Annotated in this window: 14 protein-coding genes; 2 read left to right on the plus strand and 12 right to left on the minus strand. The window is 45.6% G+C overall.

Features of this window, described 5'->3' with window-relative positions; genetic code table 11:
* Position 1: 1 nt before the first annotated feature.
* The 5 genes from QGP82_RS16435 to QGP82_RS16455 all read right to left on the minus strand — a co-directional run bounded on the left by QGP82_RS16435 (position 2) and on the right by QGP82_RS16455 (position 9,603).
* Entirely contained in the window at positions 2-1,150 is a 1,149-nt protein-coding gene (locus tag QGP82_RS16435) for an acyl-CoA dehydrogenase family protein (protein ID WP_163703113.1), read from the minus strand.
* A gap of 30 nt (positions 1,151-1,180) precedes the next feature.
* A complete protein-coding gene (locus QGP82_RS16440) occupies positions 1,181-2,263 on the minus strand; it encodes an ornithine cyclodeaminase family protein (RefSeq protein WP_499060317.1) in 1,083 nt (360 codons plus the stop codon).
* A gap of 83 nt (positions 2,264-2,346) precedes the next feature.
* Complete coding sequence (locus QGP82_RS16445) at positions 2,347-3,555, minus strand: HupE/UreJ family protein (protein ID WP_499060319.1); 1,209 nt, start codon at positions 3,553-3,555, stop codon at positions 2,347-2,349.
* 701 nt (positions 3,556-4,256) lie between these two features.
* On the minus strand, positions 4,257-7,655 hold the full coding sequence (locus tag QGP82_RS16450) for a GAF domain-containing protein (protein ID WP_499060321.1): 3,399 nt from the start codon (positions 7,653-7,655) through the stop codon (positions 4,257-4,259).
* Between the two features lie 82 nt (positions 7,656-7,737).
* Complete coding sequence (locus QGP82_RS16455; protein ID WP_499060323.1) at positions 7,738-9,603, minus strand: AAA-like domain-containing protein; 1,866 nt, start codon at positions 9,601-9,603, stop codon at positions 7,738-7,740.
* A gap of 762 nt (positions 9,604-10,365) precedes the next feature.
* On the opposite strand from QGP82_RS16455, the gene QGP82_RS16460 reads away from it, so the two are divergent.
* A complete protein-coding gene (locus QGP82_RS16460) occupies positions 10,366-11,256 on the plus strand; it encodes a metal-dependent phosphohydrolase (protein WP_499060325.1) in 891 nt (296 codons plus the stop codon).
* A gap of 197 nt (positions 11,257-11,453) precedes the next feature.
* On the opposite strand, the gene QGP82_RS16465 is transcribed toward QGP82_RS16460, so the two are convergent.
* A complete protein-coding gene (locus QGP82_RS16465; protein WP_499060326.1) occupies positions 11,454-11,714 on the minus strand; it encodes a hypothetical protein in 261 nt (86 codons plus the stop codon).
* Positions 11,715-11,773: 59 nt separating this feature from the next.
* Between QGP82_RS16465 and QGP82_RS16470 the strand changes: the two genes are divergently transcribed.
* Positions 11,774-11,935, plus strand: a complete 162-nt coding sequence (locus QGP82_RS16470) for a hypothetical protein (protein ID WP_499060374.1) — start codon at positions 11,774-11,776, stop codon at positions 11,933-11,935.
* Between the two features lie 268 nt (positions 11,936-12,203).
* On the opposite strand, the gene QGP82_RS16475 is transcribed toward QGP82_RS16470, so the two are convergent.
* The 6 genes from QGP82_RS16475 to QGP82_RS16500 form a co-directional block, all read right to left on the minus strand.
* Positions 12,204-12,635: a hypothetical protein gene (locus tag QGP82_RS16475; RefSeq protein ID WP_163665340.1), complete on the minus strand. Its 432-nt coding sequence runs from the start codon at positions 12,633-12,635 to the stop codon at positions 12,204-12,206.
* Positions 12,636-13,155: 520 nt separating this feature from the next.
* Positions 13,156-13,584: a DUF1622 domain-containing protein gene (locus QGP82_RS16480; RefSeq protein WP_163665342.1), complete on the minus strand. Its 429-nt coding sequence runs from the start codon at positions 13,582-13,584 to the stop codon at positions 13,156-13,158.
* A gap of 99 nt (positions 13,585-13,683) precedes the next feature.
* Positions 13,684-14,118: a GNAT family N-acetyltransferase gene (locus QGP82_RS16485; RefSeq protein WP_163703119.1), complete on the minus strand. Its 435-nt coding sequence runs from the start codon at positions 14,116-14,118 to the stop codon at positions 13,684-13,686.
* Between the two features lie 272 nt (positions 14,119-14,390).
* A complete protein-coding gene (locus tag QGP82_RS16490; protein ID WP_163665346.1) occupies positions 14,391-14,765 on the minus strand; it encodes a VOC family protein in 375 nt (124 codons plus the stop codon).
* Between the two features lie 102 nt (positions 14,766-14,867).
* Positions 14,868-15,326 (minus strand): GNAT family N-acetyltransferase, encoded by a 459-nt coding sequence (locus QGP82_RS16495; RefSeq protein WP_348918750.1) that lies wholly within the window; start codon positions 15,324-15,326, stop codon positions 14,868-14,870.
* The gene (locus tag QGP82_RS16500; RefSeq protein WP_163665348.1) at positions 15,295-15,444 is read right to left on the minus strand and encodes a hypothetical protein; all 150 of its coding nucleotides are present in this window, start codon (positions 15,442-15,444) and stop codon (positions 15,295-15,297) included. The genes QGP82_RS16495 and QGP82_RS16500 overlap by 32 nt, the downstream gene beginning before the upstream one ends.
* Between the last annotated feature and the right edge of the window lie 632 nt (positions 15,445-16,076).

Genomic DNA, 16,076 nt, shown 5'->3' on the forward strand with positions numbered 1-16,076 from the left:
CCTACAATCCCAATGAGCGCGCAATAATGTTGCGCTGAATATCCGAGGTACCCGCATAAATCACCCCACCAATGGCGTCCCGTAAATCTCGTTCCACCCCATACTCCGTGAGATAACCATTACCGCCATGGATCCGCACCGCATCTAACCCTGAGGCCACAAAACACTCGCTCAGATACAGTTTGAGCAATGCCGCCTCAAGCATGGCCGGTTGCCCGCGTTCTTTTAACCAAGCCACCTTATACAGCAACAGCCGCGCCGTCTCCAGCCGCAGTTTCATATCAGCCACTCGATTCGACACGGACTGAAACTTACCAATGGGTTGACCATACTGTTCCCTCGCTTTGGCATACTCAACGGTCTTCTCTAGCTGACGCTCCATGGTGCCTAGCTCGCTGGCCAGGTTAAAACAACGGTCATACTCCAGCGAACTATGGGAGAAACTAAACCCGGCTCCTTCCGGCCCCAGACGATCTTCTTCGGGAACAAAACAGTCTTCAAAGAAAATCTCTCCAAAGGGCACTGTGCGTAGACCCATTTTCTCCTTGACTGGCCCCGTGGAGAAACCCGCCGCTGTCCGCTCCACCAGAAAAGCCGTCACCCCCCACTTGCCTAGACTCGGATCAATGGTGGCAAATACCAGGGCCAAATCACAGATAGGAGCACAGGTGACAAACTTTTTACTGCCGTTGAGCATATAGCCCCCGTCACACTTTTGGGCATGGGTTTTTAGACTATAAACATCTGACCCAGCATTGGGTTCAGATAAGGCATGCACACCGATCCATTCACCTCGACATAGTCGTGGCAAATATCGTTGCTTTTGGTCATCAGTCCCAAACTGCTGCAAAAGAATCTGCACCGTCCACATCTGGGCATTCAGACCCAGGGTAAGGCCATTATCTTCACAGCCATAGCCGAGGGCTTCCATCGCCAGCACCGCTGTCATAATGTCCAGGGCGGGCGATCCGCTATAGTCTTCCGGCATACACATGCCTTGAATACCAAACTCAGCACATTTTTTCCAGTTCTCCCAGGAAAATTTGCCATGGTAGTCGCGCTCAACCATGTCACCATTGAGGTTCTTTTGCGCAAACTGAATGACACGATTCTTAAAAGCGAGTTGTTCGTCTGACCAGGAAAAATCCATGACAAATCTTGGGGGCGAGATGTGGGTAGATTACAGGACAAAACTGTAGGGATTTTTGACCTCAGCGGTGGCGCTTTCTAGCTCAACTAAGGTACCGACCTGCAGCTCAGTTGCATAGTCCAGCAGCATATTCATGGCCACCTGATCCTCAAGGGCAAATCCGGTGGAATCAAAAACCGTGGTCTGTTGCTGATGGTGACGATACTGGGCTGGATGCTTGACTACGTTAGATAGCTCAGCTCCAATCTGCTTCAGGTTCTTAAACTGTTGACATTCGCCTTCGCGAATGGCCTGATCTCGAAAATCAGGACACACAAAACTGCGCTCTAAAAGACTTAAGGGTACCTCAAACTTACCAGGAAAATCAGCCCCCACTGCGTTAACGTGCAGCCAGGGTTTCAGATTTTGATCGGGAAAGACCGGTCCATCATTCACATCCACGGATGTTGCTGTGCAGAGGATATCAGCTGCGGCAACAATATCAGCAACGTCTGCCTGGCAAATCTCTAAAGGGTTTAACCCCAAACATGCCACACGCTCAGCAAATGATTGACTCACGGCTGGATCGCTATCGAAAATGAGCACCTTCTTAAGATCAAAGCAGCGAGAGAGACCATGAAGTTGTGTAACGGCTTGGGCTCCAGCACCAATCAGGCCAAGGACTTGACTGTTGGATGAGGCTAGGAGTTGGGTTGCGATCGCAGATGCCGCTCCTGTCCTCAACGCCGTCAGAAATGTACCATCAATCACCGCAGACAAATGCCCCGACGCCGGATCATAGGCAGAAACCGTGGAAAGGACCGTCGGTAGGTTATGCAAGCTCGGATTCTGGGGATGATATCCCACCGCTTTGATCACAATCTGACGATGCTTTTCGAATAGCGGCATCCATTCCACTAAACCCACATGGGGTTGCTCATAGCTGAACCCAGTACGCACGGGCACCACAGTTTTTGCAGGATCGAAGTATTCAAATGCCTGGGTGAGGCGAGTAATCGTCTCATCCATCAGGACATCTAAACCCACATACTCAACAATTCGTCGGGTATCCTCTACCGTGAGTATCAGCGTTTGTAACGGTGACTTAGAAACCACAACGACGTTATCAACCATGCTAGATTGCGCCAAAGAAACCATGGAAAACCTGTTTGCCAACTTACCATCTTAAAAAATGATGCTTCACCCCACTAGCCACCCTAAAACAGACCCTGTAGCACTGGTAAAACTCGAATATTGACATCAAACGCCCGTTCTATAAACCAATAGAGTGACATTACCCCCAGCATCGAAGCTCCTGTTTTCATGACAAAACTGGGATAAAATTGTTGGTTTCGCAACAAATAGAGCACTGGAAAGACTACAGCAATAATCATCAATTGCCCAATTTCCACACCCAGGTTAAATCCAAACAAGGATAGGGCCGCGTTTTGACTGGTCACCCCTAATTCTGCCAGCACATCGGCAAATCCAAATCCATGGAATAACCCAAAGAGAAAAATGATTAACCATGAGCGTCCCCGAAAGATGGGATAAAAAATATCCACCGCAGCTAGACCAATGGACGCCGCAATAATAGACTCCACTATGCGAGAAGGCACCTGTACAATCTGTAATGTAGCCAGGCAGAGCGTAATACTGTGGGCAATCGTAAAGGCCGTAGCAATCTTGATAATGTACACAAACGCAGTTGAAAACTTGCCCACTGGCTGCCACATTGAATCGTCTCGTCGCCTCAACACCGATGGCAGCAATAAAGCAACTAAAAAGAGAACATGGTCAATACCTTCTACGATATGTATTACCCCAAGATGAACGACCGCCGAAAAGCCCTGCCACAGACTACCGGATGTTAGATCTAACGTCTGAGTCTGCCCCGGTTGTCTAAATATCATTAGCGGCGTAGACTCATTTTGAAAGGTTCCAGTCATCCAGTTTTCTTCCACCAGCAACATATTTGTATGCTGCGGTAATTGCTCTAGAATCACATCGTACGTAACATCAATAGCCTCAGGCGTAGTCTGAAAACCCTCTAAGGTATACTCAAGCGTCAGAAACTGGGCAAATGTGGTGTTCAGGAATCCATACTCTTGGAATGTAAGATTACATGCCAGAGGAGAACAGTCAAGGGTTAGATGTTCATCTACATAGGCTCTAATCTGCTCTATATGAGGTTCAATATCTCCTCTACGAACTTTCTTTTTATTAGCAAGCCCCAGCTCAAGTACCTCATCTAATTCTTTAACGGGCATTTCTACCCGTGTCGAGACAGCATCTTCCCTAATTTGAAAGTAGACATAGCTTTGCCCTAAATTATGTGCTGACGCACTCGGCAATAAAGATGAGCTAACATCACACAACAAACAGGCCAAAGTAGCCAGTAAAACTCTGGCTGCGGTAGATCGCATCAGCTTACCAAGCATGACTCTTGCTAGGTCAAAATGACCTCTCCTTAAAATATCTCGTAAATATGAAAAAACACTGAATTCTGTCTTAAACCTAACTAATTCCCAAACCTCAACTAATCAGAGACCAGTTAATGTCTGGAATCTCCACACAAGTCCCGCTTAGTGCTTCCCCAAGAACTATACATTAGATTTACTGTTCTCAAAACATCATAGATATAGACCGTTATTCCGATAGTCCAACAAATCAAAGATTTTCTATGGATAGTACGGAAAGGTATGAAAACTGGTTTTAAAGCTCACATAAACTTTATTTGAAGTTAACATGAAGATAATGGTGTCACCATACAGTAACTATTCCAACAGTTCAAAACAGTTTTTATGAATATATTGTGAGATTATTCTTGTAGTCAGCAAAACAGACAGTATATAAGTCTTATGGTCAACAGTATTAGTCTAAATCTAAACAAGCTTTAGGCAATAAAGCATGAGGCGAAAGTCCTAAGTGTTAGGGTGGGTCTTTAGCCCTATGGAAGAAATTGCCAGGAATCTCAAAACATTACGTTAAGACATATTGGAACTATTTCGAAATATATTGAAATATTGAGTTATTTCTTCCGCGTCAATATCTGCCTTGTGTAATATAAGACGCTTGCAAGAGCCAATAGTCAGTTTTATAGAGCTTTGTCGAAGACCCTGAGACGTCACTGCTTGGACAAATTCTCTCTCAGAATCTGCTCCTGTTGTCGTACGGCAGCCAATAGCTCTGCGTTCTGAATGATCATTCCCACCTGATTATTAAAGATATAGAGACACTTTTGATCGCTATCATCAAAACTAGTTCGATACAATTCTGGCACGGGTTGGTCGTACACCAGCGGCAACTCAGGATAGTGCCCTGCTTTCTGTTTATTAATCAGCTGGGTCACACCAATCAACTCACCGTCTTGATTAAGAATCGGCATACAAAGTAGACTACAGGTACGATAGCCGCTGCTAGCGTCAGTATTCCTTGCTCGTTCAGAGGCCGGATGGTCGTACAGGTCAAAGGGAATGTTTAAGGGGTCACGGCTTTTAGCCACTTCTCCTGCAAATCCTTCACCGATCTGGAGTCGAATTTCTTCCACCTGACCATTATCAAACTGGATGCGGCTCCAGAGTTCATTGCGATCGCAATCCAACAACCACAAGGTGCCCCGATCTGCACTCATTAATTCTTTAGCCGCATCAATAATTCGTCCCAATATCTCCTCTGGTTCAGCTGTATTAAAATCGCAGGAACGCACCGCCCCCATCAACGTGGCCGCCACCCGCTGCCCCCGCGATGTCTTATGGTACGAAAAGAAGCTCTCCAATATAATCTGAATGGCAGCGGAGCTAGCATTAACAGTTTCAATGTCCTCTGCCGTAAACCCCTGACGATCAATGCGCTCTTCTAAGGGTAAATCTGGGTTCAAATAGGGCAATAATTTGTTCAAGAGCTGCACCACGGCAATCAACTCACCCCGATGATTGATCAAGGGTAAAGATAACAACGTGTACGTTCGATAGCCTATTTTTAGCTCTTGCTCTTGGGCAAACGCTGAACGTGGGTCGCCATAAAAGTCGTAGGGGATATTAATCATTCGATGGTGGGCTGCAACCTCTCCTACAATGCCCTGGTTGAGAGGCACCCGAATTTCCAAATCATTGGCTTCGCTATCGGTTTCTGCCACAATGGACCAAAATTCCTGACGGTCGGAGTCAAACAGAAAAATGGTCGTCCGATCGGCTCCCAACGACTGGCCCAATTTAAGGGTAATAGAACGCAGGGTGGTGTCTAAAATCTCATCGAACCCCTGTTTGTCCATGACCTGATTTAACAATTCCAGGGTTCTGCTGACAACATTACGGGGATAGGCCGACTGACGTTCAAGTTCGTTAAAATACTGAACATTTTGCAGGGCAATACCCACCTGGGTATTAAAGACCTCCATATGTTGTTGGCTAGTAATGTCAAAACTGGCCTGAAAACAGGCAGGGGGCTCAGGCCAGGTACTGGGATCGTAAGGAGGGAAATCACCCTGGCGGCGTTTATTGATCAATTGGGTGACGCCGAGGAGCTGGCCGTTGCGATCGCACACCGGCATACACAGCAAACTACAGGTACGATAGCCCGTCCGCCGATCCGTCAACTTAGCCCGATCAGACTGAGGATGGTCATATAGGTCAAAGCCAATATTTAAAGGTTCTCCCGTTTGCGCCACCATTCCTGCATAGCCCTGACCAATGGGAATGCGGATTTCTTTGACCTCACCATTTTCAAAGGGAATATTCGACCAAAGTTCTTGACTTTCAGGGTCAACCAACCACAGAGTCACCCGATCAGCATTCATCAATCGCTTGGCTGCATCAATCACCCGCCCAATAATTTCATCAGGATTGAGACTACTCTGGGACACAGATGTTGTCGCTTCCGTCAGGGCCTCAGATGTCTGTATGCGCTGGGTAAGGCGATAACAGTAATGACACTGTTCTAAAATCCGCTGAATCGGTTCAGCATAGTCCCTTAATTGCACCTGATCTTCTTGGTTAAAGCCCACCAAATCAACGCGTTCTTCTAAGGGGGCGGTTGGATTATGGGAGAGTTTGAGCTTATTCACTAAATGAACAAACGAGATCAAATGCCCTTGAGATTGAGGCAAAGAAAAAAATAAATCATTATACGTAATATAGTTCTCAGCTTCACGAGCAGACCCTTGAGTAGCTTGAATAAACTGTTGAAATTCTGTCAGCTGGCCTGCACTCGCCTCATTGGTCAAAATCTTAATCGTAGGGTATTTGATATCACCGCTATTGGCTTCAATGGACCACAGCTCATTTTTCTCTGGATCAATGAAGAATATTGTCGTGCGGTCGGCACTCAACAACACACTCATTTTCAAGGTAATATCACTTAAAATCTCATTAAGGATATAGTCAAACCCCTTACCCTCCATGACATTGAGCATGGACAAAAGTTTTTGCTCTTGTTTAGAAACAGTTTTCATAAACTCCTCGTAAACGTTAGACAAAACCCGTTGCACCCATTGGTTATTAAAGACCGTGGCATAAATCCGATTGTAAACACGCAGTTGTTCACCCCGTTTTACCACCAGTCCTGCCAGCTGTAGCTCTAACTGTTCACCACTGTCATCGGCAGAGACATACCTATCTTTGAGAATCCGCTCATACAGCTGTAATAACGGTCCCGTTCGTTTCTCAATATTTAGCAAGCGATCGCGAATTGTCTTTAAGTGGGGTGGCTCATCCTGAACTTCCCAGTTATCCAAAACGCGAGCTTCCACCAAAACTTCCACATAGCGCCGTTCTTGCCCTGCCGTAATCGGCTCATTCTCAGCCGTAACGACCTGACATAGCTTCTGAGTCAATAACGGCTGTCCCCCCGTCCAGTTCAAAATACATTTCAGCACCACCTCTGGACGTTCAGCATTAACCAATCCTTTGGCCAGGGTGCGGGCTTCTTGAAACGTAAACCCATGCAGATCAATAGCCCGTCCCACATTAAAGGGGGTGCAATACTTATCTGTAATCAAATCAGAGGGTGTAGTGACCCCCAACAGCGCAAACGTTAGCCGCCCCGAATCGAGACAAGAACGAATACAGGCAAAAAAATCATCGGTCTCAAACGGCAAGCGCCGCATGCTGTCAATCTCATCAATAAAGATAACAATTGGCTGGGTAACATTATCTAGCAATATCTGTTCTATAAACTCGTTAAGTATCTTTACCGGTGATAGATAGTCATACTCTTTTAACCACTGACGCAGATTGACAGGCAGGTCAAAACTGGTCACTAAACGCCGCATAATACCGGCATACCACTGTTGAGCCGTAATATCTCGACTACCAATCTTGTTCAGATCAATGGCCACACAGGCAACACCAACCTGTTGCAAACGATAAAGTGTACGCACCCGCAGACTGGTCTTCCCCATTTGGCGAGAGTTAAACACATAACACAGCTCGCCCGCTTTCAATGCTTGATAAAGCGCCTCATCTGCTTCCCGCACGATATAGCTTGGAGCATCCAGAGGTAAATGTCCTCCAACCTTATATTTCATACCTATATCACCCCCTCATTTACACACAAGCCTGTCATCTCTTTGATCACAGCTTCAGACCATTCCCTCTAGATAATCCCCTTTAGACAATCACCTTCAAACGGCCACTAAAGTACTGACGATACAATTCAAAGCGAGGAACAACGCCATTGCCTTCCAGTTTTACTAATCCAAGACTGTGAAGCTTGAAAGCACATTCCGATTCCAGACAAACGGGTTCATGTCGAACCAGCACCTGGCTAAATGAATTAGCCAGAACAGAATTACGATGTAAAACCCACAAATGGCGGCGCAGATGGTCACCATAAATGCCAGATTCTGTTGGCGCACTTTCTAGAAGCTGCTTCCAGGTGAGGCGCTTTTGAGCAATGTGATAAAACGCAAATCTCACAAGATATGGATGACCACCAATCAACGTCATCAGCTGTTCAAGCTGCTCAGCTGTCCAATTCAATCCGTGACGACCAGCCAGATCGGTCACCTGGTCTAGATTAAAATCCTGCAGTTCAATGGGCAGACCGACGTTAAACGGCGACTGGTTAATATCCAGAGGAATATAGCCCTCCGTCGAGTGCACCACCACTAACCGTAATTTTTCCCAAAGACTGCTGCCTGCTATGCCATAACCCGCTTCTTCATACCAGGCCCGCAATAGTCCAAAAAAGTCATCTACAATATTGGCATAATGAAACACCCGATCAACCTCATCCATCCCCAACACCAGAGGTGTGGTAATTTCAGGCAGCAGATAGTCCTCAAAATAAGCCGTACAGTTATCCTTACTGCCATAGGTGTCCGTCCAAAAATCCTCTAGCCGAGGCGGAAGATTTAGTTTGCGAGCCACACGCACACATAGCCAGCGCAGCACCTTATCAAGGCTATTGAAAATCTCCTGGTCCGCATGCTGAAAGCTAAGGGGAATCGTTTGATATCCCTGCTCGCGCGCTTTAGACAAAATCCGAGCCATCAGAGATGTCTTACCCATCTGGCGTGGGGCCTTAATGCGAATCAGAGCCCCTGGTTTGAAAATTTCTTCATAACACAGCACGTCTTGAGGATTGCGTTCAATGTAAAAGGCAGAAGCCAGGCGTACTTGCCCCCTGGGTAGCTCTGGATCTGCAACAGGCCGTGGGGCAGGCAGAGAGGATTCAGACCGCTCTACATCAGCAGAACATAATGATGGACTTTCAATTGTTTTTTCTGTAGAGCTAACCTTAGCAGTACCCACTATGGGCGGTTTGCCAACCTGAATAATTTGTACGAGATCTCGAACCAGTCGTTGCTCATCGTTGGGCTTCACCCAGCTATACTGTCGAGCCTGCGCTAGATAATTACGCAGGTCATGATTTAAAGGAAATGGTGACTCTGTACATACATGCAGCACTAACAACCATGGCTTATGGCTGTAGTAACTAACATGATGGTCCCAAATGCGTTGCAAAATCTCAATGACCATCTCACTCATCGCCATTTGAGATGACAACACCAAAATAAAGTGGCTACAGCAGATCAGTTTTGCCTCCAGCTGGCTAGCCCAGCTACCGCCTGTACTGGATACCGTATCTAAATTAGCTAAAAAAGAATGGCCTACTGGTTGAACCGCCCGGCTTAAAATCTCAGCGATCTGAGCATCTGGCGTTTGTTGCCGATAAATAATGGCAATCTGTTTCTGTTGTTTAATTGCCCGTTCAACACATCCTTTCAGGCGTTTTTTAGTAATCTTTTCCCCTAAAACATCGGAGAGTTTATGCCAAAGTCGATAGCCGACAGACTTCTCAATGTATTCTGCCTTAAACGGGTAAATTTCCTCATAGGTTTTTCCATGCCACGAACCCAGAAAAACCTGACGTTCTAGGTCATTAAGTCGTTTTTCTGTCTTGGCATAGACTAATCGATCAACAAATTCCAAGGCTGCATCTGCATCCATGGCAAAATCGCTGCTGAGCATGGGAGTGACGAATCATGGTAGGTAGTCGAGGCAGGGGATGCACAGTCCTAAGTTACCCCGCTGTTTATTTTCTGACAAAGCTAATGTGGAGGTTTGGAGGGCTTTGCTGAGGTTTTATGAGGTTTAGATGAAGCGAGCGTTTGAGCAGCTATCCTATACTTAGCAAATTTTCCCCAGGTTGTGAGCTTTTCTGGTTACACTCCAGAGCTTAACGCCAGATACTAAGGATGACGGGGATAGTCAGATAGCACAAAAATACTGGACTAGCCACGGGGTTACTCCCCTGTAGCCTTGGCCCATGATTCGAGCCAAACTATAGACTTAAGCAAACGCCTGTGCAGCGCCAGTATTAAATAGCCCAATGCAAGCATAGTGCCCCATTACAATGTCAAGCAGCCGCCCCTGGAAGGAGAACATCAATGGCACCTGTTCTTTTGATATTTCTCTGTTTTTCTCCGGCTATTACTGCTTTTCAAAAGGGGCAATGCTAGCACGGCAACCCCAAACATCTTAGCTATCTATCGAAAAGGTAATCGACCTATTCGACAGTCAGGATGACGAAATTATTATCGTTTATCAAAAGAAACGCTAATGCAAAGAGCAAATATATTCATCAAACCAAGTAAGATTGACATTAAGACTGAAAAGGGTAGGTTAAATGAAACATATAATTTACCCATAGCCCATAGTTCCTTAAACGCAAGCTCTTTAACCTGCAATCAAGTTCCACGGACATTAAAAGTGCTATACCCCTCCACCTCAATGAAGCAAGCTTGTGTAAATCAGCTGCACGAGAAGTATATTCAAATGCTGGGGAAACCTTTGGGCTACCTATCTGCAAAGCCTGAACAAGCGTTTCAATTGGACTATGGTCATTTATTAAGCACGTTTGCTGCTCAGGTATTGGATAGGCTTAGTGCGAGCACAGCATTGTACCACAATGTTGAACACACGATCCTTGTCTGTCTAGTAGGGCAGGAAATCTTGCACGGCAAGCATCAGCTTGAGGGTAATGTCACTTGTGAGGACTGGCTGAATTTTATGGTGTCGTTGCTCTGCCATGATATTGGCTATGTCAGCGGTGTCTGCCAGCAGGATGATATTGCACAACGCCGTTATGTTCGATCGCGGGTTCAGACCTCTGGTTTAGTGCCAGAAACAACCTGGGTTACCCTACCTCCAGGGTCAACAGATGCTAGTTTGGCTCCTTACCACATTGAACGAGGTAAGCTATTCGTGCAAGAGAATTTCAGCCACTATGAAGTTTTAGACCTCCAGGCAATTAAGCGCAACATTGGCTTTACTCGATTTCCGGTACCAGATGAGCCGGTCTATCAGGTTACGGGGCACTATCCTGGTCTGACCCGTGCGGCGGACCTGATTGGTCAGCTTAGCGATCCGGGTTATTTACAAAAGACAGTGGCGCTTTTCTATGAGTTCGAGGAATTAGGGAAGAACCAAGAGCTGGGCTATCGGACTCCTGAGGATTTGAAATTGGGTTTTCCTAAGTTTTATCGCACTCAAGTTTATTCCTACATTCAGCCTGCATTGACCTATTTGCAAGCAACCCCCCTAGGACAACAGATTGTTGAAAATCTAGAAGCTAATGTGGAGGCGGTAAATATTAAGCAACTAGCTCTCACAAAACGCTAATTTTTTTGAGGATAATATTGGATGAAATTGCTTCAAATTAATCAATATTATCTCAAAGTTCCAGGCCGTCCCCTTGAAGCTAGCAACTCAAGTTTCAAAGCTTATTAAATAGGCTATATCGTAGTTTTCTATCTTCTGTAACAACTTTAAACTTGTATGAAGAATAGAATTACATGTAATTGTTGGATAGTCTAGTGCTATTCAACAATGCGCTCAAAGCTTCCTTCACGTAATTCCACCAATATCCCATCACCATTACTACGCTCTTCTTTGGATTCAGAAACAACTCGGTTACCTGAATCAAATCTCAACCTACCAGTTGCTCCGTAATCTAATGCGACTTGTGTCGCTAGCTGCTCTTGAACTTGGGTGCGACAAAAAGCAGTATTTTCCATAGTTGGCACACAAGAAGATTTTTCAAGAGCTTCATAAAAAATAGCTGCTGCATCATATGCCATAGCGCTACGCCAGTTTATAGCATTATCGACTCCCCATAATCCAACAGCATAGCGTTCAAATGTATTTCTATAATCATGCCGCCGTCAAGGCTGGTCTCACGTTGGAGGTGAGTAATGGACCGGTCAAAGGATTAAACAATCGACTGAAAATGTTGAAGCGGCAAATGTATGGCAGAGCAGGGTTCGACCTACTGGCAAAACGATTTATTTTGGCTGCATGAAAATACCTCTCTACTAAACTAGCAAGAGGGCATTGATCAGATAACAACAGTTTCGGTAACAACCTCTGCAAGGTGGACTTCCAAGGCAATAACTGCCTTGACCATTTGCGCTGCCAAGCAACTATGCCTTTGACCTGAAAGGGATGTGGCAGCATCTCTAACGGAAATGCAAGGAGTTCAGATGATAACTGAACGGTGATTTAGGCCAATTTTAGTTACCAAAAGCTCGGAAGAGCCCAAAGTACTTGACATTTAATAGGCGATTAATTTACTGAATCTCAATGCTTTCAATCGACCAACTTTGGGGTGAATGGTTAAAGGTAGCCACAAAATCAGCCTCAGTTCGCCCGCCAACCTGATCGATAGTTACTTCCCTGAACTCTTCAGACCGTCCTTCTTGCTGAGCACGAATAGTGAGCGTAATGTTGCTAATGGGCGAGGTTCCAGAATTTCTTAGCGTCCCTTCTATGTTATTACCGACAGCCCTAACGCCATAGGTATATAAGTTTGATAGCCTCTGCTGATTGAGCACGGCAATCGCTTGTTCCTCTCTCGCCTGGGCCGCGACGTCTCGCTCGTTGCACATATAACTCAGGTCCGTGCGTACACCATACATATCCATGTAGCACACAGGTATAGCCAATGCCGAGGGAGCAGCAGAAAACAATGCAAACGAAGCGATAACCGGGGTAAGTTTCATGTGTTGTATGTAGGGAAACTACACTAAAAACTTCCCTGGGATGGTTTGCTATCGGGAGCCTTTTACTAAATGAGACTTTCGGCTACCCCCCTCAATAGATAGCATTGAGCATTCCTTCGCAACTTTTAAAGACACTCGGAGGTCTATGCTACATATTCCTCAGGACAAAAGGGTGCTCACCAGACTCTAAATTCACTGTTCATGTCCCTCAGCTATTACCAGCCGAGGGATTTTTTTCAAAAAAATACCCCAACAAATAACCCCCGAAGCAATGAGCGTCAGGGGGTGTTGCAAGGTGCTATGTCTATCTTGAGTTAGGGTGCCCAGGTGCAGGGTGCTCTAAGCCATCTCCGTCTCCAACCGCTTCCAGATAGGCACGGGGTTAGGCGTGTAGGTTCCTGCGCGGTTTGCCTTCATGCGACCGATAAAGGTAAGCCTCGGTGGTTCCCTTAGCAGGTAAGACAAATGCTGCAAGAGGTTTACCCAATAAAGGTGTTTTATCCTGATGCCCTGTCCTCACTTAACTTGTACTTAACTTCTCAGAACTTGTACTTAAGTTATCAGCTGAAGATCTCACTAGCACAGCTTCTTCCAACCGGTGTAATTCTTCCAGTTCTCGGGTGAGGAAGAAGTTGAGGCCCGTTCGGATCACTGCAAGGATTGCTAATTGGCCCAAGGACTCAAAGGATGGGAATACCGCTGTCGCTAAAATATCGGCGGCTAATTGAAATTCTAAAGCCAGAGCCAGGGCTCGCCCAAAGCGGGCACGGACTCGGGTGTAGTGATAGGTGTTGGGACGTCGTAAGAGTAAGAACGCAAGTCGCCCACTCGTAATTAGCCCAAATAGGATGGTACCAATGGAAATAGCTTCAAAACAAACCTTCAGCGAATAGGCAAATAATCCGATAGTCGCTTCAAAATTTTCGACGAAATGTGTGAGAACGTCCATTCACCATCACCTCAAGAGTTCAGTGTCTTTAGTCTCGTTTAGCCTATTGTTTTATCCACACATTAAACCGATTATAGGAGTTGAAGCTCCAACGAGTGGTTAGGCGCGCACCGAACGTTTGACATACACGATCTCCGGATCGTCGGGATCAAGATTATGGATGACTCCTGACCGTTCGTAACCCAGTTTCTCAAGGACATGTTGAATGTGCGAGTTGGATTCGTTGGTCGAGGTGAATAGATCGCTCGATTGCGATTGTCTTTCGAGAAACGCCACCAATTTAGGTCCGTGCCCGGATGAGCGATGGGGTTCTGCAAGGTAGATGAGATCAATGAATGAGCGGCCAAAGAACCCATGGGAGATGACTCCGTAGCCAATAATCTCACCGGAAATTTCGACCACCCAAGCGCAATCACTTTCCACCGTGTTTCGGATAAAGTCCCTTCGATTGGAACTGCCACGGGCAATGTGATCGAGATCGCTTAATGTGGAAGCATCGTTGACGATCGCCCGGCGGATTATATGGTCTGGCATGTGCGCCTAACGTATGGCTGAGCGACGGCCAGTAGTTTTTCGATACCTGGATGTAAATAGTTCCGTCCGCTCCTGCACAGGGTTAGGCGGCAAGGTAAGGGCCTTTACCTGTGTTCGCATCGCAAATATTTTAGGCTGAGAGCGCTTGCTTCAGGGAGTTTATAAGCATGGTGTGGCCCCTAAAATTTATTAGAGAGGTATTAGAAGTTGCAGCAAGAACCACACCTTACAGTTTGTTGTTATGTGGAATTACCATTGATGGCGTTGTGCAATTACTCATACCGGTAGAATACAGCGATTTTATTTCCGTCAAAGTCTCTAAAGTACGCACCAAAGAATGCCCCCTCGTTCCTTTCTCCTGGAACACCTTCACATGAAGCGCCTAATTCGACAGCCTTGGAATAAACTTCTTTGACCTTCTCTATACTTAGCAATTTAAACGCAACCATAGTTCCATTACCATGAGTAGCTGGCATACCGTCAAACGGTATGCTTATAGCTAATTTGGTATCGCTATCCGGAAAGCTGAAAAAGACAACTTTTTCTGATTGATGGATTAGTTTTCCACCAAACAAACCTAGCAATGTTTCATAAAACAAAACTGCCTTTTCGATATTTCCAGTACCAAGCGTAATATGTGAAATCAAAATTTAACCTCAATTACTAGTGTAACGGCTTGGGCTTGAGCGAACGACAATAATGTTTCATTATATCAATAGTGCATATTTCCGTTCCGTTGCAAGTGCTTGTTAGCCATTGATGGTGAATGAGCGTATTTGCTCTTCTGATCGAGGCCATATATAGGCTGAGCACTGTTTATGCCAACCTAGTTTTTCATAAAAGCTGTTTTTCCCTGGTACGGCTGTCAACATTGTAGTAAGAAAAGGCTTGAGGTCGTTTTCAAGCTCACTAAGGATTTTAGAGCCAATCCCATTCCTTTGATATTCCGGCAACACAGCCAAATCAACTATCCATCCATAGTAATATCCATCATCAACTGTTCTACCTACACCAACCAATTCATCACTAATATAAGCAAAGCGTTTAAAGGAGCTTCTTTCGAATGAGAGTCTAACTTGTGCCGAAAGCCTTTCACCCCATCCGACAGCTTTGAATATATTGGACATGTCCTTCCAGTTTGTATTTTCAACTGAAGTTGTATACCTGACATTCATATCAATATTTTTGATAGCTAATAGCTCGTTCACGGATACGGCGTTTATTGATAAATTCTAAGATCTTTTTCTCATCGCTTCTGGCTAAGCCGCTATATTTTTCAGCAAGGGTTAATGCAAATTTGTCATGAACCCAATCTTCTTCAGTCATCTCGGCGAGGGACTTGAGCGGTCGTGTTTTACGGGTCCAACGAGATTGATACTCCTTAAGAGTTTGTGTAAATTGCTCAATCGAATTGAAACATAACATTGAGGTGTCAATGGCAAAAGCATAAAACGCTTCATCAGAATGCCCCTAGGTAAACTGTTCAATTTTGGAGCAGCAATCAACAAATATTTTATCAATGTCGAATGGCATTAAGGTTATCTCTTTGCAGCATAACGCCTAGCTCAGTGGCGCTTGAGGCGGCACCTCCCCTACACATCCTGGCCGCTCGCTTTGGACAACGGTTCTGGATGCGATCTCGGGGCAAGCCTTTTCACTCATGCGGCAATTCTACCCCGCCGCAACACCCACGCCATCAGCGCGTTGGATTGCCGAAAACGAGCCACAAAACCGCTGGAAATCGCGGACAAAACATCCGTGACGACTAACTCATTATTGAGAGGAAACTTTCTGCCTAATCCCCTGATTTAGTAGATTAGGTAGAAATATTTCAGTCTAACACCCCGATAAGATAATTAGCTGGACAGCTGTCAGCCTAACATGCTGATTTGGGTGATTAGGTGGAAACTTTCTACTGAATCACCTAAGGCTCTATACCGTGGATTAGTTGCACTAGA

This window comes from Leptothoe sp. LEGE 181152, assembly GCF_032906605.1.
In the GTDB taxonomy this organism is placed as follows: Bacteria; Cyanobacteriota; Cyanobacteriia; order Phormidesmidales; family Phormidesmidaceae; genus Leptothoe; species Leptothoe turfae.

Bases quoted from the DNA above. Each gene is read 5' to 3' on its own strand.
- QGP82_RS16435 (WP_163703113.1), bottom strand. From the start codon at position 1,150: ATGGATTTTTCCTGGTCAGACGAACAACTCGCTTTTAAGAATCGTGTC.
- QGP82_RS16440 (WP_499060317.1), bottom strand. From the start codon at position 2,263: ATGGTTGATAACGTCGTTGTGGTTTCTAAGTCACCGTTACAAACGCTG.
- QGP82_RS16445 (WP_499060319.1), bottom strand. From the start codon at position 3,555: ATGCGATCTACCGCAGCCAGAGTTTTACTGGCTACTTTGGCCTGTTTG.
- QGP82_RS16450 (WP_499060321.1), bottom strand. From the start codon at position 7,655: ATGAAATATAAGGTTGGAGGACATTTACCTCTGGATGCTCCAAGCTAT.
- QGP82_RS16455 (WP_499060323.1), bottom strand. From the start codon at position 9,603: ATGCTCAGCAGCGATTTTGCCATGGATGCAGATGCAGCCTTGGAATTT.
- QGP82_RS16460 (WP_499060325.1), top strand. From the start codon at position 10,366: ATGAAGCAAGCTTGTGTAAATCAGCTGCACGAGAAGTATATTCAAATG.
- QGP82_RS16465 (WP_499060326.1), bottom strand. From the start codon at position 11,714: ATGGCATATGATGCAGCAGCTATTTTTTATGAAGCTCTTGAAAAATCT.
- QGP82_RS16470 (WP_499060374.1), top strand. From the start codon at position 11,774: ATGTATTTCTATAATCATGCCGCCGTCAAGGCTGGTCTCACGTTGGAG.
- QGP82_RS16475 (WP_163665340.1), bottom strand. From the start codon at position 12,635: ATGAAACTTACCCCGGTTATCGCTTCGTTTGCATTGTTTTCTGCTGCT.
- QGP82_RS16480 (WP_163665342.1), bottom strand. From the start codon at position 13,584: ATGGACGTTCTCACACATTTCGTCGAAAATTTTGAAGCGACTATCGGA.
- QGP82_RS16485 (WP_163703119.1), bottom strand. From the start codon at position 14,118: ATGCCAGACCATATAATCCGCCGGGCGATCGTCAACGATGCTTCCACA.
- QGP82_RS16500 (WP_163665348.1), bottom strand. From the start codon at position 15,444: ATGACTGAAGAAGATTGGGTTCATGACAAATTTGCATTAACCCTTGCT.